19 protein-coding genes are annotated in these 19912 nt (G+C 67.9%); 13 read left to right on the forward strand and 6 right to left on the reverse strand.

What is annotated here, in order from left to right:
• Positions 1-66 precede the first annotated feature (66 nt).
• The 5 genes from MAY35_RS07335 (at position 67) to MAY35_RS07355 (ending at position 4427) form a co-directional block, all read left to right on the forward strand.
• A complete protein-coding gene (locus tag MAY35_RS07335; RefSeq protein ID WP_281063109.1) occupies positions 67-597 on the forward strand; it encodes a TetR/AcrR family transcriptional regulator in 531 nt (176 codons plus the stop codon).
• Between the two features lie 104 nt (positions 598-701).
• The gene (locus tag MAY35_RS07340; RefSeq protein ID WP_238420272.1) at positions 702-1409 is read left to right on the forward strand and encodes a histidine phosphatase family protein; all 708 of its coding nucleotides are present in this window, start codon (positions 702-704) and stop codon (positions 1407-1409) included.
• Positions 1410-1463: 54 nt separating this feature from the next.
• Complete coding sequence (locus MAY35_RS07345; protein ID WP_238420273.1) at positions 1464-2225, forward strand: SDR family NAD(P)-dependent oxidoreductase; 762 nt, start codon at positions 1464-1466, stop codon at positions 2223-2225.
• 1 nt (position 2226) lies between these two features.
• Positions 2227-3642, forward strand: coding sequence for a dihydrolipoyl dehydrogenase (gene lpdA / locus MAY35_RS07350; protein ID WP_238420274.1), 1416 nt, complete (start codon positions 2227-2229; stop codon positions 3640-3642).
• 17 nt (positions 3643-3659) lie between these two features.
• Positions 3660-4427 (forward strand): ThuA domain-containing protein, encoded by a 768-nt coding sequence (locus tag MAY35_RS07355; RefSeq protein ID WP_238420275.1) that lies wholly within the window; start codon positions 3660-3662, stop codon positions 4425-4427.
• Positions 4428-4662: 235 nt separating this feature from the next.
• Here the strand turns inward: MAY35_RS07355 and MAY35_RS07360 are convergent, their stop codons facing one another.
• A complete protein-coding gene (locus tag MAY35_RS07360; RefSeq protein WP_238420276.1) occupies positions 4663-5439 on the reverse strand; it encodes an SDR family NAD(P)-dependent oxidoreductase in 777 nt (258 codons plus the stop codon).
• Between the two features lie 159 nt (positions 5440-5598).
• On the opposite strand from MAY35_RS07360, the gene MAY35_RS07365 reads away from it, so the two are divergent.
• On the forward strand, positions 5599-7323 hold the full coding sequence (locus tag MAY35_RS07365) for a PEP-utilizing enzyme (protein ID WP_238420277.1): 1725 nt from the start codon (positions 5599-5601) through the stop codon (positions 7321-7323).
• Positions 7320-8333, forward strand: a complete 1014-nt coding sequence (locus tag MAY35_RS07370; RefSeq protein ID WP_238420278.1) for an NADP-dependent oxidoreductase — start codon at positions 7320-7322, stop codon at positions 8331-8333. Before MAY35_RS07365 ends, MAY35_RS07370 begins: the two co-directional genes overlap by 4 nt.
• A 78-nt stretch (positions 8334-8411) precedes the next feature.
• Here the strand turns inward: MAY35_RS07370 and MAY35_RS07375 are convergent, their stop codons facing one another.
• From MAY35_RS07375 to MAY35_RS07390, 4 genes are all read right to left on the reverse strand, one after another.
• Positions 8412-9191 carry a maleylpyruvate isomerase family mycothiol-dependent enzyme gene (locus tag MAY35_RS07375; RefSeq protein WP_238420279.1) on the reverse strand — a complete coding sequence of 260 codons (780 nt, stop codon included), beginning with the start codon at positions 9189-9191 and terminating at the stop codon, positions 8412-8414.
• Positions 9192-9295: 104 nt separating this feature from the next.
• The gene (locus MAY35_RS07380; protein WP_238420280.1) at positions 9296-9973 is read right to left on the reverse strand and encodes a histidine phosphatase family protein; all 678 of its coding nucleotides are present in this window, start codon (positions 9971-9973) and stop codon (positions 9296-9298) included.
• 5 nt (positions 9974-9978) lie between these two features.
• Positions 9979-10629 carry a histidine phosphatase family protein gene (locus MAY35_RS07385; RefSeq protein WP_238420282.1) on the reverse strand — a complete coding sequence of 217 codons (651 nt, stop codon included), beginning with the start codon at positions 10627-10629 and terminating at the stop codon, positions 9979-9981.
• Between the two features lie 23 nt (positions 10630-10652).
• Positions 10653-12212, reverse strand: coding sequence for an AMP-binding protein (locus MAY35_RS07390; protein WP_238420284.1), 1560 nt, complete (start codon positions 12210-12212; stop codon positions 10653-10655).
• Between the two features lie 227 nt (positions 12213-12439).
• On the opposite strand from MAY35_RS07390, the gene MAY35_RS07395 reads away from it, so the two are divergent.
• From MAY35_RS07395 to MAY35_RS07420, 6 genes are read left to right on the forward strand one after another with little or no spacing between them, the layout of a single operon-like run.
• Positions 12440-13477: a thiamine pyrophosphate-dependent dehydrogenase E1 component subunit alpha gene (locus MAY35_RS07395; RefSeq protein ID WP_238420285.1), complete on the forward strand. Its 1038-nt coding sequence runs from the start codon at positions 12440-12442 to the stop codon at positions 13475-13477.
• Positions 13478-13495: 18 nt separating this feature from the next.
• Positions 13496-14551 carry an alpha-ketoacid dehydrogenase subunit beta gene (locus tag MAY35_RS07400; RefSeq protein WP_281063102.1) on the forward strand — a complete coding sequence of 352 codons (1056 nt, stop codon included), beginning with the start codon at positions 13496-13498 and terminating at the stop codon, positions 14549-14551.
• 2 nt (positions 14552-14553) lie between these two features.
• Entirely contained in the window at positions 14554-15999 is a 1446-nt protein-coding gene (locus MAY35_RS07405) for a 2-oxo acid dehydrogenase subunit E2 (RefSeq protein WP_238420287.1), read from the forward strand.
• Positions 16000-16004: 5 nt separating this feature from the next.
• The gene (locus MAY35_RS07410) at positions 16005-16385 is read left to right on the forward strand and encodes a Zn-ribbon domain-containing OB-fold protein (protein ID WP_238420623.1); all 381 of its coding nucleotides are present in this window, start codon (positions 16005-16007) and stop codon (positions 16383-16385) included.
• Positions 16382-17545, forward strand: a complete 1164-nt coding sequence (locus tag MAY35_RS07415) for a thiolase family protein (protein ID WP_238420288.1) — start codon at positions 16382-16384, stop codon at positions 17543-17545. The genes MAY35_RS07410 and MAY35_RS07415 overlap by 4 nt, the downstream gene beginning before the upstream one ends.
• 11 nt (positions 17546-17556) lie before the next feature.
• Positions 17557-18819 carry an acyl-CoA dehydrogenase family protein gene (locus tag MAY35_RS07420; RefSeq protein WP_238420289.1) on the forward strand — a complete coding sequence of 421 codons (1263 nt, stop codon included), beginning with the start codon at positions 17557-17559 and terminating at the stop codon, positions 18817-18819.
• A 17-nt stretch (positions 18820-18836) separates the two neighbouring features.
• On the opposite strand, the gene MAY35_RS07425 is transcribed toward MAY35_RS07420, so the two are convergent.
• Positions 18837-19907, reverse strand: a complete 1071-nt coding sequence (locus MAY35_RS07425; protein ID WP_238420290.1) for an acyl-CoA dehydrogenase family protein — start codon at positions 19905-19907, stop codon at positions 18837-18839.
• Positions 19908-19912 lie beyond the last annotated feature (5 nt).

A 19912-nucleotide genomic window follows, 5' to 3' on the forward strand; every position in this document is an offset into this window, starting at 1 on the left:
ACGGGGACGGGCGCCAAGCGGGCAGCTCACCGCCCCTCCCGGCGCGACGTCGTGGTCGAAGCGGCCATGCACCTCTACTCCATGCGCTCGATCGAGGATGTGACCGTCGCCGACATCGCAGCCGAGGCGCAGATGACCTCGGCGGCGGTCTACTACCACTATCCGTCCAAGGAGGAAGTGCTGCTCGGGGGCCTGCGCCTGTTCGCCGAACAGATGCTGACCCAGCTCCGGACCGAGATCGATGGAGACCCGGACGCCACCCTCGGCGACGTCATCGTGTCCGTGCTCGAGTGGACCGACGCCCACCGCGCCGCCTCGCTGGTCTATTTCGTGCGGTCACCGGGTTGGAGTCTGTCGATCGAGGCGCTGCGTCGGGAGGTCCGGCTGGAGATGCTGGCGATCTTCTCCGCCGAACTGCGGGTGCGCGACCGGATCACGTCGAAGGCCAAGCAGGCCGCCGCGGCGACTGCCCTGTCGAGTCTCCTCGAGGTGTCCGCGTCCTCATGGCTCACCGAGGACATCGTGCTCGCGAATCTGGGCCGACGCCGCTTCTCCGACGAGGTGCGCGAACTCGCCACCGACATCGCGAGTGTGTGACCTCGCGGGTCGCCGCCTATAGCCCCACAGGCTTTTCGCTCCGATGAGCTGGGATATCAGCGGAGTATCTTTATAGCGGCCTCAGTTTATGGTTCACTGGGGGCGTGCCCAATCAGACCCGTGCGCGCTCGATCGACCTCGACAACCCGTTCGCCCCGCTGGACGGCCTGTGCGAGTTGGTGCTCATCCGGCACGGCGAGCAGGCCCTCAGCAAGGAACTGAGCGCGGCGCAGACCGTGGACCCGCCGCTCTCCGAGCTCGGACAACGTCAGGTCCGGGCGGTCGCCCAGCGGCTGGCGACCCATGCCGTCGACGCGATCTACAGCTCTCCACTGCGCCGGGCCCTCGACACCGGACGTGCGATCGCCGAGCATCACGGCATCGAGCCGGTCGTCCGTGAAGGGCTCACCGAATATGAACCGTGGCAGAGTTTCCCGGCAGATCAGTCGCCCTTCGAGACGCTGCCCCACGACGAGATCTCGCGAATCTTCCGCGACCACATCCGAACTCGCAAGTACGAGGCGTTCCCCTACGCCGAGGACCCGGTGGCGTTCCGCGAGCGGGTACTCGGTGAGGTCGGGCTCATCGTCGACGCCCATCTCGGCCAGCGGGTGGTCATCACCTGCCACAGCGGCGTCATCAACGCGGTACTCGCGGACGCGCTCGCGAGTGGTTTCGACATGCCCGTCCGCGTCCACCACACCTCGGTCAGCGTGCTCCGCGGCGCCGACACCCGACGTGCCGTCCAGTCGATCAACGACTTCGGCCACGTCCTCGACTTCCAGACCTCCGTCGGGGCGATGAATCTCTAGCCCCTCGACAGTCATCCACCGACCTGATCACCGACACGACAAGAAGGACCCGACATGGATCTCGACCTAAGCGGAAAGCGCGCCCTCATCAGCGGTGCGAGCAAGGGTATCGGCCTGGCCATCGCCAAGAGTCTCCTCGCCGAAGGTGCCTCGGTGGGCATCTGCGCCCGTGGCGAAGACCAGCTCAAGACCGTTGCCGACGAGCTGTCGGAAACCGGCACGGTGTTCTGGAAGGCCGTCGATGTCGGTGAGTCCGAAGCGGTGAGCTCCTTCGTCACCGAGGCTGCCGACGCACTCGGCGGCATCGACATCGTCATCGTCAACGCGTCTGCGATGACCGGCAAGGGACGTGAGGCGTGGGAGAACAGCTTCAACGTCGACCTCATGAGCCTCGTGAACTTCATCGAGGCCGCAACACCGCACCTGGAGCAGAGCTCCGCAGCCTCGGTCGTGACCATCAGCACGACCTCGGCCATCGAGGCCGGCCCCATCACCACCGCCAACAGCTACGGGGCACTGAAGGCCGCCGTGTTGCAACACTCGTCGGCGCAGGCTCGCGCCCTGGGGCCGAAAGGTATTCGGGTCAACGCGGTCTCGCCCGGCCCGGTGTATTTCGAAGGCGGCCCCTGGGACACCATCAAGGAACAGCGACCGCAGCTGTACGACGCGGCGATGTCTGCGGCGGCGCTCGGCAAGTTCGCCTCGGCCGAGGACGTCGCGAACGCCGTGACCTTCCTCGCGTCGCCGGCCGCCGGACACATCACGGGTACCAATGTCGTGATCGACGGCGGCTTCACCAACCGATTCGACTTCTGACATGAGCACGGACCCGGAGAAGACCGGCACGACCGAGACTGTGGACGTCGTCGTCCTGGGTGGCGGGTCGGGCGGTTACTCGTGTGCCCTGCGCGCAGCGCAACTCGGCATGTCGGTCGTCCTCGTGGAGTCCGACAAGCTCGGCGGCACATGTCTGCACAACGGGTGCATCCCGACCAAGGCGTTGCTCCATGCCGCCGGCATCGCCGAATCCGTGCGTCACGCCGCAGATTTCGGGATCAAGGCGTCTCTTGACGGCATCGACATCACCGCAGTCCATGCGTACAAGCAGAAGGTCGTCGACGGCCTGCACCGAGGGCTCGAGGGCCTCATCTCGTCGCGTCGGATCCGGGTGGTCCGCGGGTTCGGACGGGTATCCGGTGAGCGGACCGTCGAGGTCGAGCTCGCCGACGGCGGGACGACCCGTGTCCACGGTGAGGCCCTGGTCCTCGCGACCGGTTCCCAATCGCGGACCCTACCGGGCGTGGAGATCGGCGGCCCGATCATGACGAGCGACCTTGCGCTGGAGCTCGATTCGATCCCCGCGACCGCGATCGTCCTCGGCGGCGGCGTCATCGGGTGTGAGTTCGCCAGTCTGTGGGCGTCGCTCGGCGTGGAGGTCACGGTCGTGGAGGCCGCACCCCGGTTGTTGCCGACCGAGGACGAGTGGTCGTCGAAACAACTGACGCGAGCCTTCCGCAAGCGTGGCATCACCATTCGGACCGGGGCCATGGTGTCGTCCGCCGGCACCGCCGAGTCCGGGGTGGTCGTCGAGCTCGCCGGCGAGTCGGCGCAACTGCACGCGGACGTGATGCTGGTGGCCGTGGGTCGGGGACCGCGCACTGCCGGATTGGGTCTCGAAGAGGCCGGTGTGGGACTCGACCGCGGCTTCGTCGTGGTCGACGAGTGGTTGCAGACCGAGGTGCCCGGCGTCTACGCGATCGGCGACATCGTTCCGGGACCCCAACTCGCCCACCGCGGTTTCGGCAACGGCATCTTCGTCGCCGAACAGCTGGCCGGCCTCGACTGCGCGCCCGTGGCGGACTCCGGAATCCCGCGGGTGACGTATTCGCATCCGGAGGTGGCCTCCGTCGGCCTCACCGAGGCGGAGGCGGCGGAACGGTACGGCGAGATCACCACCGCCGTCTATGATCTCGGCGGCAACGGGAAGAGTCGGATATTGCAGACCGCGGGCGGGGTCAAGCTGATCCGGGCGGGCGCCGACGGTCCGGTGGTGGGCATCCACCTCGTCGGAGACCGTGTCGGTGAACTGATCGGCGAGGCGCAGCTCATCTACAACTGGGAAGCGAACGCGGACGACGTCGCGAACCTGGTGCACGCGCACCCGACCCAGGCCGAGGCGCTGGGCGAAGCCCATCTGGCCCTGGCCGGCAAGCCGCTCCACGCGCACGCCTGAGGACGGAGGAGCCCACGATGGCCGGACCGGCCGGCCGCCTCGATGCGGTCGTCATCTGCGGCGGGCAGTGGCACGACTTCGATCACGCCCGGTTGCAGATCCTCGGACTGCTCGGCGAGTACGAGACGGTGCGCACCCGGGTGTTCGAGGACTATGAGTGTGTATCCGCCCTCGACGCCGCGGACCTGCTGATCACCTACACCTGCAACCGGATTCCGGACGACGCCGCTCAGGATGCGTTGACGCGCTTCCTGGCGCGGGGTGGCCGCTGGCTGGCCCTGCACGCGACCAACTCGGCCATCGAACCCACCCCGCCGGGGTCGGCAAGCCGTTATGTGACACCGCGATCCATGGGGGTGTTGCCCGCGCTGGTCGGCAGTCAGTTCCTCGGTCATCCGCCGATTGCGCCCTACCGCGTCGAGATCTCCGACCGGGACCACCCGTTGGTGGCGGGCGTCGACGACTTCGACGCCGTCGACGAACTCTACGTGAGCGAGCTGTTCGAGCCGATCGAGGTGCTCGCACACACCCATTTCGTCGGAGAGTCAACCGGATTCGACGAGGGACACACCTCGACCGACGAACCCCGCCCGGTGCTCTACCTCAAGCACCACGACCCCGGGACCGTCTGCTACTTCACCCTCGGGCACTGCCGGGGCAGGTTCGACGTGCAGGACCTCGGCATCGACGACCTCGGCCGCGTCGACCGCGGCAGTTGGGACATCCCGGAGTTCCGCACGATCCTCGAGCGCTGCGTGGCCTGGGCGGTGCGCGGGACCGTCTGAGGGGTCAACCCCGAAGTGGCTGTTCCCCTGCTCCCTCTGGTGTGCGGAGCGAGCCCCCGTCCTGCTCCCTGAGGTGCGAGCGAGCCCCCGTCCTGCTCCCTGAGGTGCGAGCGAAGCGAGCCACGAAGGGCAGGCGAGATACCCACTCGCCCTTCGTGGCTCGTCGCTAACGCTCCTCACACCTCAGGGAGCGGGGGAGGGCGCGCTTCGCTCGCACCTCAGGGAGCAGTGGTGCTCAGTAGGAGGCGGTACCGCCGTCGACGCTGAGGATGGCACCGGTGATTCCCGCGCCGGCGTCCGACGCGAGAAGCATCGCCATGGCGGAGACCTCTTCGACGGTGTTGGGCCGCTTGATGGCGGACTCCTGGGCGAAGAGGTCCACCATCTCCTCGAAGCTCATGCCCATCGCCGCCGCGGTCTGCGGGCCGTTGTTCTTGATGATGTCGGTGATGACGAGCCCCGGGCAGATCGCATTGACCGTGATGCCCTGCGTACCCACCTCGCGCGCAATCGATTTGGTCATGCCGTTGATCGCGTGCTTTGCGGCGACGTAGGCCGTGAACACCGGCTTGCCCTGCTTGCCCTCGACCGAGGAGATGTTGATGATGCGCCCATACGACTGCGGGATCATGTGTTGGAGCGCGCGGCGGGTGGCCCAGAAGTTGGAGTTCAGGTTCCAGTTCATCACGAGGTTCCACTCCTCGTCGGAGAGCTGCGCCGTGGGCTGTAGGTCGTTCGCGCCACCGGCGTTGTTCACCAGGACGTCGATGCGTCCAAAGGTGTTCACGGTCTGCTCGATGAAGTCCTCGACGTCGGCCTGCAGGGTGACGTCGCCGGCGAAGAAGGCGGCGCGATCGCCCACCCCGAGATCGGCGAGAGCTTTATCCCCTTTCTCCTTCGACCGGCCGTTCAGGGCGACCTTCGCACCCTCCGCGAGTGCTGCCTCGGCGATCCCACGGCCGATTCCCTGCGTTCCGCCGGTGACGGCAACAACTTTGTCCTGCAACTTCATCGAACGTCTCCTTGCTTCCTGTACGAGAGACCGAGACGACTTACTTGCCAATGCCTACAGTCTTGCAGGTAGAGTGTCACACATCACAGCCCACGTGTATACCCTGTCAAGAAACTATGGCCGCTCATCCCATGCGGTCCCAGCAGAGACGAGAACGACATGTCCGAACAGCGCTGGTTGGTCGACACCGAACCGAGTGCACGTCTACCCATCTACACGCGGCTCAATGCCAGCGATGTGCTGTCCGATCCCATCACGCCGCTGGGCGCCGACCTCGGGTGGATTCAGAACATCCTGCCCGGATGGAACGCCGGTTACGCCTTCCACGGGAGCTACTCGCTCGTGGAGAAGCCGGACGTCGCCGCCTCGTCGGGAATCTTCTACGGGCATCTGTACATCAACCTGTCGATGTCGCGGCTCGTGGGAATCCGCGGCGGCCTGTCGGTCGAGCTCGTGGATCAGCTGTTCTACGGGGGCGATCCGGACATCCCCGAGTATGTCGGGCACCCCGACGACGAAAACGCCGACGCCAGTGCGCGCCTGGCCGCGCGCAACGCCTGGATTCTGTCCACCGAGACCTTCCCGGAACTCGACGAGGACCGCGTGCTGGCCGATCGGCTGCGCACCGAGCGTCCCGACCTGTCGAGCCTGACCCCGGTCGCACTCGTCGCGCGCGCACGGTCGGTCATGCCCCTCGAGCGGGCCGCATGGCGGGGTGAGGTGGCCGCGACGAACGGGGCGGCGGTCGGCCCGTCGGTACTCGGTCAACTTCTCGGAGCCGACAACCAGGACCTCATCGTCACGCTGGTGGGCTCGGCGGGCGACGTCGACTCGGCGCTGCCGTCGTTCGCGCTCTGGGAGCTGGGCCGGATGGTGCGCGCCGACGAGCGCCTGACCGAGGCATTCGACCAGGGGATCGACGGCATCGCCGCTCGGGTGCGCGGGATCGACCCCAAGTTCGACGCCTCCTTCGCCGACTTCATCGCCGAGTTCGGCTACCGGGGCCCCAACGAATGGGACCTCGGTTCGACATCGTGGGAGACCAAACCCGAACTGGTGCTCGGGCTCATCGACCGCCTGCGCTTGCAGGAGGATTCGGCGTCACCCACCGCGCGTCTCGCCGAGCATGCGGGGGACACCGACTCGGCCCTGGAACGGGCACGTGCGATCGTCGGCGACGACGCGGAGGGGCAGGCGACCCTCGACGCGGCGCTCGCCTCGGCACGACGCTTCGCGGCCTGGCGCGAACGTGCGAAGACGAACTGCATCAAGGTCTTGCACGAGGCGCGTGTGCCGCTGGCCGAGCTCGGGCGACGGCTGCACGAGCAGGGTCATCTCGCCGCTGCCGATCACGTCTTCATGGCCGTCGACGACGAGCTGGACCTCCTGGCCAGCGAGCCGGCCGCACTGACCGAGACGCTTGCCGAACGGCATCGGGCGTGGAAGGGCCTGTTCGGTCTGGATCTGCCGACCTTCCTCGACACCCGTGAGCCGCTTCCCCCGCTGTCGGGTCTGCGCCGCAAGGACCAGGTCGAGGTGGACGAGGTGACCGAGGGCGAGGTCCTGCACGGGTCCGGGGCATCCCCGGGAGTGGTCCGCGGACGCACCCGCACCATCACATCGATGGACGACCTCGACAGCTTCGAGGTGGACGAGGTTCTGGTGGCGCCGCAGACCGATCCGTCGTGGACGCCGCTGTTCATGGTGTCCTCGGCCGCCATCACCGACGTCGGAGCGATGGGTTCGCACGCGATGATCGTCAGCCGCGAGCTCGGGATACCCTGTGCCGCCGGTGTTCCCGCTGCCACCCGGAGAATCCCCGACGGCACGCTGGTCGAGGTCGACGGCTCCAAGGGCACGGTCACCATCCTGGAGCTGTCATGACGAGCGGGGTCGAGACGACCACACGAGCGGTGTTTCTGAAGCAGCGGCCCGCCGACGGGGTTCCGCGCACGGAGAACTTCGAGGTCCGGGAGGCCGAGCTGGGGCCCGTCCGCGACGACCAGATCGTCGTGGAGAACCGCTACATGAGCGTCGACCCCTCGATGCGCGGGCGCTTGAGCACCTCGGAGATGCACTACACCACGAGCTTCCAGGAGGATGCGCCGCTCGACGGCTCGGCGATCGGCATCGTCGTCCGCGGCAACTCGCGCATCCCCGACGGTGCGTGTGTGCGGCACCGGCTCGGCTGGCGGGAGTTGGCTGTCGTCGATGCCGACGCGGCCACTGTCATCGATCCGCGCGGTGTCGACCTGCACCACTGGCTCGGTGTGCTCGGACAGCCCGGGTTCACGGCCTACTGCGGACTGCTGCGTGCCGGTGGTCTGCGTCCGGGGGACGACGTTTTCGTCTCGGCCGCCGCGGGCGCGGTCGGCAGTGCGGCCGGACAGTTCGCGAAACTTCTCGGCGCCGGGCGCGTCATCGGTAGCGCGGGTGGACCGGCGAAGGTAGCGCTGCTGACCGAGCGTCTGGGCTTCGACGCGGCGATCGACTACCGCGCCGAGTCGGTGGCCGACGGGTTGCGCCGGGTCTCCGAAGGCATCGATCTCTATTTCGACAATGTCGGCGGGGAGCATCTCGTCGCCGCCCTGCATGATCTGCGCCTCAACGGACGCGTCGCGATGTGCGGGATGATCTCCGCCGGCGGTGGCGACGGACCGTCGGTGGACCACCTGATGCAGGCCATCCTCAAGCGGATCACGTTGACCGGATTCATTGTTCGTGACCATGAGGACCTGCGGGCCGAGTTCGAGGAACGTGTGCTCGGGTGGCTGTCCGCGGGTGAGATCGTCGCCGAGTCCACCATCCACACCGGTATCGACCACGCGGTGGAGGCGTTCCTGTCGATGCTCGGGGGTGGCAACGTCGGCAAGATGCTGGTCGCACTGAACTGACCTCGATCATCAGCAGAGCCCGGAACGCTTGTCGCGTTCCGGGCTCTGTTGTCGATCGCGGGTGGCGCGGCCGAACGCTCAGACGATGTCCATCGTGTCGAGAACTGTTGCCGCATAGGCCTCGTCGCCGTGGACCGACACGTGTTGCCGCCACGGTGACCGGGTCGTGCCCCACAGGACGAAATCGGCTGCCGAGGAATCGATCACGGTGTCGCTTCGATCGAGCCCGGTGTCCACGGTCAGCAGTCGTTCACCCGGCCGAAGGGTCCACTCGCCGCCGCCCGGGCCGGTCAGCCGCACCCCGAGTGCGCGACCGCCGAGTGCTGCGTTGACGTCGGGACACATCTGCGGCAGCCCGGCGAGCATCCATCCGATCGCGGCGCCGAGAACCGCGTCGTCCGGATCGCCGACCGGTCGCGACACCGGACCGCCGGGTGCGAGCAGGTCGACGTACATGTGACACCACATGTCGAAGGCAAATGCATCCGAGAGTTGGTGACTGTCATAGGTTCCGAGGTCGGTGAGGGTCATCGGGGCGGAACCGATCTCCGGCGCCTGCATCGCCGAGAGCACCTCCATGGCCGGTCCGACCGTGTTGAGGAACTCGTCGGCGACCCGGGTGGGGGCCCAGTCGCGGCGCTCGTCGACGAGACGCTCCTGCAGTTCCTCGGCGGTCGTCGGAGCCGGGACGTTCGGGTCGGGCTCGGGCGGGTTCACGATGGCTGCGAAGTTCGAGCCGGTGTGTGCCACAAGGTCTTTGACGGACCATCCGGCGCACCGGCTCGGGGCCGACCACTCGGGACCGGAGAGGCTGCGGACGATGGTCGAGTATTCATCGGCGAGTGTACGACTCGCCACGACGCCGGAATGGCTAATGGGATCTCCTCGAAACGAGCGAGTGTGTGTGTCACACATCACTGTTGAGAAGAACCCTAACAGGTATCAAAGTAAAGAAAGCCGTTTCAGCCGAGGTGCGCTGTCTCGTTCACCGACTGGATGACCATGCGGCCCGAACCCAGGACCGCGACCCGGCTCACCGATGTGTAGGCGGGATTGAAGAAGAACGGCGACGGTGCCTGCAGGATGTCGGTGAGGAGCGTGTTGATCGCCCCACCGTGGGAGACCAGCACCGACAGCTCACCGGGAGCCGAGCGCGCCGCGTCGAGGACCGCATCCCGCATCCGGGCCGCGGTGGCGTTCCGGTCGTAGTCGGGGATGAAGTCGTCGTAGCGGCCCTCGGCGAAGGCACGCCCTCGGTCGGTGGCAGCGATGGCTTCCGGAGTGGCATAGACCGCGCGGTCGCTCTCCCACTCGCGGAGACGTTCGTCGACCATGACCTCGAGACCGAGCGGCTCAGCCGCGTGACGTGCCGTCTCATAGGCGCGCGTGTACGAGCTCGCCACCACCTGCACAACCGGGAGGCCTTGCAGCCAGGTGCCGAGTCGGCGGGCCTGGCCGACGCCTTCGTCGCCGAGGCCGGGGTCCGGCCCGGCCGGCCCGCCGGGGAGGCCATGGCGGACGAGGATGATCTTGCTCGCGGTGGCGATCGTGTCTGGGACGATCGTGTCTGGGACGTCCGTGCGAGGGGCGTTCGTGTCGGGCACGGCATCGACGGTGGCCGTGGCATCGGATGTCGACATCGTGCTCATCGGGCGGGCTCGGCGTCGAATGCGGATTCGGTGCGGTGGCCCGGTTCGGGCGCGACCGGTACGCCGCGCAGGTGAGCCGTGTCGTTGACGGAATCGACCACGACGACCCCGGAGTCGAGTCGTCGCACGCGGGCGACGCTCGTGTAGGCGGGGTTGTGCCAGAACGTCTTCGGCATCTCCAGCACGTCCGCGAGGGTGGCGTTGATGATCCCGCCGTGAGCGACGGCGACGATCCGCCCACTCGGCCGGAGGGCGAACAGTTGCTCGAGCGCGGAGCGGGCTCGTCGGCGAAACCCGCTGAGGTCGAGGGAGGGGACGTACTCCTCGTAACGCCCGGAGCTGACCGCGAGCAATCGCGGATCGTCGGCCGCCATGTCCTCGATCGCGGTGTAGTCCTCCGCGGCGATGTCGTCGTCCCATTCGCGGAGGTCGTCGAGCACGAGGTCCACGTCGCGGGACAGCTCGGCAGCGACGACCTGCGCGGTCTGCAATGCGCGGGCGTACGGGCTCGCGACGACGAGGTCGATCTGTTCGCCGCGCAGCCAGGTGGCCAACCGCCGGGCGTCGTCGATCCCTGCGGGCGCGAGATCGGGATTGCGTATGCCGGAGACCGGTTGTCCGTGCCGGACGAACAGGATCTCGATCATGGGTGTGCCTTTCGGGTGGATGGTCAACCGGCGATGGTGCGCTCGGAGTCCCAATACGGTCGGCGCAGGGCCTTCTTGTCGAGCTTGCCCATGGCGTTGCGAGCCAATTCCGCGACGACGACATAGTGTTTCGGGCACTTGTAGGACGCCATGGACTCTCTGGCGAAGGCGCGCAGCGACTCGGTGTCGACGGTCGCGCCGGTCTCGGGGAGGACCAGGGCCAGCAGTGCCTCACCGAGATCGGTGTCGGGTACGCCGATGACCGCGACCTCGGCGACGTCGGGATGCCTGCGCAGCACTTGCTCGCTCTCGGCCGGGTAGAGGTTCACTCCGCCGGAGACCACCATGTCGGCCACCCGGTCGGTGATGAACACGAACCCGTCTTCGTCGACATGACCCACGTCGCCGAGGGTCGCGACGCCGGGAAGGATGTAGGCCTTGGCGGTCTTCTCCGGATCGCCGTGATAGACCACCTCGCGACCCGGGGGAGTGCGGAACCCCAGGATGCCGGTTTCGCCGGGGCCGAGAACTTCTCCGTCCGATCCGACCACCACCACCTCGAACGGCTCGACGACGCGGCCGACGGAACTCGGGTGGGCGAGCCACTCGTGGGAGTCGATCTTGCACACGGTGCCGATCTCGCTCCCGCCGTAGGACTCGATCAGAACAGGCCCGAACCAGTCGATCATCGCCCGCTTCACATCCGCCGGGCAGGCCGATCCCGTGTGGGCGACGTAGCGCAGGCCGGTGACGTCATAGCGGGCTCGGATCTGCGGCGGCAGCGCGAGTAGTCGCTGAAAGTGGGTCGGCACCATCAGGGTCGATGTGACCGAGTGGGCGTCGATGAGGTGGAGGACCCGCTCGGCGTCGAAGCGGCCGAGGATGACGACGGGCTCACCGGAGAGGAGGTGCCGGATGGAGGTGAGGGGGCCGTTGTGCTGCAACGGCCCGACGACCAGGTGAGCACCCGTCGGGTAGCCGGACCTCGCCGCCACGGCCGCCTGGAATTCGGCGGCATCCTGCGCGTGGCCGGGGAGCCAGCGAACCTCGGTGCCCCGGGCGCGCCCGGTGGTGCCGGAGGTGTAGACGAGCGGCGGTCGCGCCGGCCGGTCGGCGAGGTCACTCGGTGGGCTCGGCTCACCCGTGAGCAGACCGTCCCACGTCAGATGCTCCACTCGGCCGTCGAGCGGGACCGTTCCCTCGTGATTGTGGGTGATGACCGTCCGCAACGACGCCGTACCGGCCGCCTCACCTGCGGCGGCCAGGCCCGCCGGGCCCGTCACGACCGCGACGCATCCCGCGTCGACGAACTGGTCGGCCATCTCACCCGCGGTCAACTGGCGGGACACGGCCACGGTCCCGATCCCCGCTCCGATGGCCGCAACATGGGCGAGCAGGGTCTCCGCCCTGTTCTCACCGATCACGGCCACTCGATCGTCGGGACCCGGTGCGAGACGGCGCAGTGCAGACGCAAGGGCCGCGAGGGTCTCGGCGACGTGATCCCAAGTGAGGGATACGGAATCGTCGACGAGCGCGAGGCTCTGGGGATCGGCCTTCGCTCGATCGCGGATCCGGTCGAGCATCGGTCACCACTCCTTCGCACGGGTTGTCTGCGCACCCATCGTCGGGTTAACTGGAGAGCAAGTCAAGTAACAGTCCGAACTGGTCCACTTTCGATGACTAACTTGATAGTGATTCTACTAACAATCGTCTACAGTGGTGACACATACTGCAGAAGCGATCAACAAAGTCTGCGGTTCCGGCGGGGTTCACAGCGCCGCCACCTGCACAGTCATCCCAGAGAGGTGTCATGGTGACCACCACAGAGACCGGCGTCGCGCCGGTTGCTCCTGCCGGACAGGCGACGAAGACCGCAGAGCCGTTGCCGAGCCGAGAGGTCGTGCTCGACCTGCACCGGCGGATGGTGCGTATCCGCCAGTTCGAGACCGAGGCGGGCCGATTGATGGAGGGTGGCCGGCTTCCCGGGTTCCTGCACCTCTACGTCGGACAGGAAGCGGTCGCGGCCGGCGCGATGAGCAACCTCCGCGACGACGACCAGATCTCCTCGACACACCGCGGCCACGGCCACGCCGTCGCGAAGGGTGCCCAGTTCCGGCAGATGTTCGCCGAGTTGTTCGGCCGCGTCGACGGCTACTGCAAGGGGCGCGGCGGCTCGATGCACATCAACGACTTGTCGATCGGCATGCTCGGCGCCAACGGGATCGTCGGCGGTGGCATCCCGATCGCCGTGGGTGCGGCCTTCGCTGCGAAGTACCGCGGCGAGGACTCGGTGGCCATCCCGTTCTTCGGTGACGGCGCGAGTAACATCGGCGCCTTCCACGAGGCGGCCAACATGGCCGGCATCCTCGAACTCCCCGTCGTGTTCGTGTGCGAGAACAACGGTTACGCCGAGTTCACTGCCCTGCGCGACCACATGAAGCTCGAGAACGTCGCCGACCGCGCGGCCGCCTACGGGATGCCGAGTGAGATCTGCGACGGTATGGACGCCGTCGAGGTGCGCGCCGCGGTCGGGCGGGCCGTCGAACGCGCCCGCGCCGGCGGGGGACCCTCACTGGTCGAGGCGAAAACCTACCGCTACTACGACCACCAGGGCGTCAAGGGTCTCCGTAAGACCTACCGGACCCAGGAAGAGGTCGAGGCCTGGAAGGAGCGCGACGCGATCAAGCTGCTCGAGGCCCGGGCCGTCGCCGAAGGTCTGGCCACCGAGGCCGAGTTCGCCCAGATCTGGACCGAGGTCGACGCCGACATCGCCGAGTCCGTCGCCTTCGCCGAGAACAGCCCGTACCCCGACACCGCCGACATCGCGCTCAACGTCTACAGCGTCTGACCCGGAGAAGCCGAGAACATGTCCACAGCAACAGAATCCACAGCAACGGTCTCCGGAGCGGCAGAAAACGGTGCTGACAGCGCCGTGCCGGCCGTGCGGTCGACCACCTATGTGAAGGCCTTCAACGAAGGTGTCGCGCAGGTGATGCGCGCGGACGAAAACGTCTTCGTGATCGGCGAGGACGTGGCCGCATACGGCGGCGTCTTCCACATGTACGACGGTCTGCTCGCCGAGTTCGGCAAGCGCCGCATGGTCGACACGCCCATCGCCGAGATGGGTCTGATCGGCCTCGGTGTCGGTGCGGCGGCTCGTGGCCTGCGCCCGATCGTCGACATCATGTTCATGGACTTCCTCGCCGTCGCCCTCGACCAGGTCGTGAACCAGGCCGCCAAGATGAAGTTCATGTACGGCGGCGAGGTCAAGGTGCCCATGGTCATCGCCGTCGCCTACGGCGCCGGGGTGAGCGCGGGGGCGCAGCACTCGCAGAGCCTGGAGTCCTGGTTGGCCCACACCCCGGGACTCAAGGTCGTCATGCCGTCGAATGCACGAGATGCCAAGGGCCTCATCGTCTCCGCGGTGCGCGACGACAACCCCGTCGTCTTCATGCTGAACAAGGTGCTGCTCGGTTCGCGCGGGGAGGTGCCCGAGGAGGTCTACGAGATCCCGATCGGGGAGGCGGCTGTCGCCCGCACCGGTGACGACGTGACGATCGTCGCGTTCGGCCGGATGGTCGCCGAGGCGCTCAAGGCGGCCGATGCGTTGGCCGAGAAGGGGATCTCCGCCGAGGTCATCGACCCGCGGTCGGTGCAGCCGCTCGACACCGCGACGATCGTCGAATCGGCGCGCAAGACCAACCGCATCCTCGTGGTCCACGAGGCGGTCACGTTCGGCGGCATCGGCGCCGAGGTCGCGGCGCAGATCCAGGAGGAGGCGTTCGACCACCTCGACGCGCCCGTGCTGCGGATCGGTGCTCCGTTCACGCCCGTCCCGTTCAGCACGCCGCTCGAGAAGGCCTACGTGCCGGACGCGGACCGCATCGTCGCCGGTGCCCAGCGACTCCTGGAAAGGAACTGATCGTGGCCTTCCAGATCGTGCTGCCCAAACTGGGGCTCACCATGCAGGAAGGTGTCATCGGGGAGTGGGTCGCCCAACCCGGACAGCGGGTCGCGTTGGGCGACACCCTGTTCCGGGTCGAGACCGACAAGGTCGACGTCGACGTCGAGGCAGAGGCCGAAGGTGTGTTGGCCACCAATGCGGACAACGGTGCGGTGCTGCCGGTCGGGTCCGTGGTCGGTTGGCTCCTCGCCGACGGTGAATCTGCGCCCGACGGTGGATCAATCCCCACCGCACCCGATTCCAAGTCGACGGCCGCAGCCGAGAGCACACCGGAGGCGACACCGGCCGTCATCCCCTCGGAGGTGAACGCGCCCGGCGGCGCCCGGCTCAAGGCATCCCCGAACGCTCGCCGCGTCGCTTCCGAGGCCGGCGTCGACCTGCGCCGTCTCACCGGGACAGGGCCCGGTGGTCGGATCGTGTCCGAGGATGTCGAGGACTTCCTCGCGCGCCCGCAGGCAGAACAGTCCGTTCCGGAGGCTCCCGCGTCCGCAACATCGGAGGGCGGGGTTCCGGGGAGTGCCGCGACATTCGTGGGTCCGGTCGTCCGCAAACTCGCCGCCGAACTCGGGGTTGACCTCGCGACCGTGAGCGGCAGCGGGATCGGTGGCCGGGTCACCCGCGCCGACGTGGAACGCGCCGCCACGGGTCGATCCCGTTCCGCCGCAGACACTTCTGCTGCCGCGCCGGCTTCGGCGTCGGTCGGTCCGCAACCCGGTGATGTGATCCCGCTGCGTGGTATGCGCGGTGCCATCGCCCGGAACATGATGGACAGCCTGCACTCCATGGCGCAGCTCACCCACGGATACGAAGTCGATGTCACCGACCTCGTCGCGGTGCGCGCCGCGCTCAAGGAGGAGTCGGCCGCCGCCGGGCGTCGAGCGCCGAGTCTCAACGACTTCATCATCCGGGCCGCGGCACTTGCGCTTCGCCGGCACCCGTTGCTCAACGCCGGGATCGTCGACGACCAGATCGTGGTCGCCGAACGTGTCGACATCGGCGTCGCCGTCGCTGTCGACGGAGGTCTCGTGGTTCCGGTCGTCCGCGACGCCGATCAGCTGTCGGTCGGCGAGATCGCGGGCAACACCACCGAACTGGCCGCTGCTGCACGCAACGGAAAGCTCGGGCTCGCCGACCTCGAGCGCGCCACCTTCTCGGTCAGCACCCTCGGCTCCTACGGGGTGGACTTCTTCACCCCGGTCATCAACCCGGGCAACGTCGCGATACTGGGCGTGGGCCGGGTGAAGGACGGATTCCGTTGGGAGGGAGACACACCGGTGCGCACGCAGGTGCTCACGCTGAGTCTCACCTTCGATCACCGCGCGGTCGACGGTGCTCCCGCCGCGGAGTACCTGCGCACGGTCGGTGAGATCCTCGGCCGTCCACTCACCCTGCTCTCGGGGGCGTGACGGAGATGTCAGCGGTTGTCGACGACACACTGTTCGCGCAGCTCGACCCGCCGGTACTCGCCGGATCGGACTGCGCGGAGTGTGCAGTTGTCGCGTTCCCTGCTGTGACGCGTTGTCCCGGCTGTGCCGGCACATCGGTGTCGCGGGTCGCGCTACCGCAGCGCGGAACGGTGTGGACATGGACGGAGCAGGCCTTCGCTCCGAAACCCCCGTTCCGCGTTCCCGACTCGGGCTTCGAGCCCTTCGTCGTGGCCTACGTCGATCTGGGCGTCGTCCTGGTGGAGTCCCGCGTGACGTCGCCGGTCCGGATCGGCGACGAGGTCGAACTGCGACTGCTCGATCTCGGCGACTGCACCACTTTCGCGTTCGAGAAGGTCGCCGGATGAGCGTGAGTAGAAGGAATGCAGGCGTCCACATCGTCGGGGTCGGAATGCATGCCTTCGGCAGACACGGCGACGTCAGCGGCATGGATATGGGCGAGAGCGCGCTACGCGCGGCCCTCGCCGACGCCGGCCTCGACTGGTCCTCGATCGACGCGGCCGTCGGCGGCAGCAATGTCTCGGGCAAGCCGGACTCGCTCGTCTCGCGACTCGGACTCACGGGCATCCCCTTCGTCACCGTCAAGAACGGTTGCGCCACGGGCGGTGTTGCGCTGGCGACCGCAGCCGACATGATCACGTCCGGACGCGCAGACGTCGTGGCCGTCGTCGGATTCGACAAGCACGAACGCGGGGCCTTCGGTTCCGACCCGGCCGCGTACGGTCTCGGACCCTGGTATGCCCGGTCCGGGATGATGGTCACCACCCAGTACTTCGCGATGAAGACGCGCAGGTATTTTCACGTCCATGGGCTCGACGAGTCGTTGCTCGGAGCGGCCGCCGAGCGCGCATTCGCCAATGGCGCCGCGCACCCGATGGCGTGGCGTCGTAAACCCCTGACGGAGGCCGAGATCCTGGCGGCGGCGCCGGTGAACAGCCCGCTGACCCAGTACATGTTCTGCTCCCCCGGGGAGGGCGGTGTCGCCCTGATCCTCGCGTCCGGCGACCGCGCCGCGGACATGTGCGACAAGCCGGTCCGGCTCGCGGCCGCGGAAGTGCGGACACGACGCTTCGGTTCCTTCGAGGTGTTCTCGCCGTGGCTGACCACCGACCCGGTGCACAGCCCCAGCATCGATGCCGCGGCAGCTGCTTTCGCGACGGCGGGGGTCGGCCCGTCCGACGTCGACGTCGCACAGGTGCAGGACACCGACAGCGGTTCGGAGATCATCCATCTCGCCGAGACCGGGCTGTGTGGGCACGGCGAACAGGGTGAGCTGATCCGCTCGGGCGCAACCGATGTCGACGGAACCACACCGGTCAACACCGACGGCGGTTGTCTCGCCAACGGCGAGCCGATCGGCGCATCCGGCCTGCGCCAGGTACACGAGGTGGTTCGTCAGCTGCAGGGTCGTGCCGAGGGCAAACAGGTGCCGGGTGCACCGAAGGTCGGTTTCACCCATGTCTATGGCGCGCCGGGACTGTCGGCGTGCACGGTTCTGACTGTCTGAGGAGGTTGCCGATGTCGGCACCCGCATTGTCGACCACGGACCCGGACGGGTCGGACCTCGCGGTGTTCCGCACGGAGGTTCGCGAATGGCTCTCCGGGATCGCGGCACCCAAGTCGTCCACCCCGTCGGGGCCCGCCGATCTCGCGGTGTTCCGCAACCTGTCCGACGACGAGGAACGCCGGCTGCTCGACGCGGCGAGAGAGTACCGGCGCAAGCGCTACGACGCCGGGTACGGCGCACTGACACTCGCCGCCGAGCACGGGGGGCGGGGGTTGCCCGCGTCGTATGCGTCGGAGGTGGCCCGCGCCGAACTCGAGTTCGACGTGCCCCCGTCGACCGAACTGATCAGTGTCACCACCGGACTGGTCGGTCCCGCGGTCGCGATGTTCGGCACCGACGAACAGCGCGAGGCGTACGCGCGACCTCTGCTGCGGACCGATCTCCTGGCCTGTCAGCTGTTCAGCGAACCGGGAGCCGGTTCCGACCTGGCCTCCCTGTCCTGTCGGGCCGTCCGCGACGGCGACGGCTGGCGCATCGACGGTCAGAAGGTCTGGTCCTCGGGCGCACGCTTCGCGGATCTCGGTATGTTGCTCGCGCGGACCGACCCCGATCTGCCGAAACACAAGGGCATCACCGCGTTCCTGATCCCGTTGGACGCGCCCGGCGTCGAGATCCGACCGATTCGACAGATGAGCGGCGGGGCGTCGTTCAACGAGGTCTTCTTGAACGACGTCCGTATCCCGGACTCCGCCCGTCTCGGTGACATCGGCCAGGGGTGGAAGATCGCCGGTGCGACACTGTCTTTCGAACGGACCGCGTCCGGATCGGTCACCCGCAAGAAGGGCGGCTCGGTCGACGAACTGGTCGGACTGGCGCAACAGGTCGGGGCCGCCGGGGATCCGGTCGTCCGCCAGCAGCTCGCCGACGTCTACATCCGGGCCGAACTGCGTAAGGCCACCGCCGATCGGGTGGCGCGTGCCGCCGCCGCCGGCCGGTCACCCGGTCCCGCTGCTTCCGTCGGCAAGTTGATGGCGTCCGATGTTCTCGTGAAGATCGGTGAGATCGCCGCGGATCTGCTGGGCAACGACATCGCGGTGGCGACCGACCCGAGTCGGTTCGCGTGGACCGAACACCTGCTCGGCAGCCCCGGGTACCGACTCGCGGGTGGTACCGACCAGATCCAGCGCAACATCATCGGTGAACGGGTGCTCGGCCTGCCGCCGGAGCCCCGAGCGGACAAGGACCGCCCGTTCTCGGCCCGCGACCGGCGCTGAGGATCACCTCGGGGGGCTCACCAACCCAGCGTCAGGGCGAGCCGCTCCCGGTGAAAAGTGCTGGTACCGAACAACTGTGCGTCGGCACGGGCCCGGCGGAAGTACAGATGTGAGTCGTGTTCCCAGGTGAAGCCGATGCCGCCGTGCAGCTGGACGGCCTCGGCGGTGACCGTGCGGTAGCTGTCGGCACACCAGGCGCGGGCAAGGGAGGCAGCCTCGGCGAGGTCGGCGGAGTCGAGGGCGCGGGTGACAGCCGACCGGGACGACTCGACCAGCACCAGCAGGTCGGCGAGCGTGTGCTTCACGGCCTGGAAGCTGCCGATCGTGCGATCGAACTGCCTGCGCTCCTTCACGTAGTCGACCGTCCGGTCGAGGCTGCGCTGCGCCCCGCCGAGTTGCTCGGCTGCCAGGACCAGGCACGCGACGTCGAGAGCCCCTACGATCGCCGACTCCGGTGTGCCCGCCACCGGGAGTCGACGCGCAGGCACCCCGGACAGCGTCACCGCGGCGTGTGCCCGGGACAGATCGAGGGTGGGCAGCGGGGTGGTCGACACTCCGGGAACCGTTGCGTCGCACAGGAACAGTGCGTCACCGGTGTCGGTTCGTGCCGCCACGACCAGCCATGCCGCACCCGCAGCACCCAGCGCCGAGGTCGCGACACCACTGATCGTCTGCTCCCCGGAGCCCGCATCGACGGCGAATGCGATGTCGTCGGCATCGAACCAGCCGTGCCGGTCGAGGCCGACGAAGGCTGCCGGTGCACCTTCGGCGATCTGCGCCAGCGCGTCGTCGGCGCCACCGGACCGGATGAGCACCTGCGATGCCAGCACCGTCGACAGGAAGGGGACGGGCATCACGCCGGCGCCCAGTTCCTCGGCCACGACGAGGAGCTCGGGCAGACCACCGAGTCCACCGCACTCCTCGGGCAGTCCGAGGGCGGCGACACCGATCTGCTCGGCGAGGAGTGACCACGAACGTCCATCCCAGCCCGGGCCGTTCGGCGCCAGGTCACGACATACCGACGGTCCGCCCAGGGAATCGACGGCGTCGCGGACCGCCGATCTCAGGTCGTCGAGTTCGGTTGTCATGGTGA

It is taken from the genome of Gordonia sp. 'Campus' (assembly GCF_022206305.1).
In the GTDB taxonomy this organism is placed as follows: domain Bacteria; phylum Actinomycetota; class Actinomycetes; order Mycobacteriales; family Mycobacteriaceae; genus Gordonia.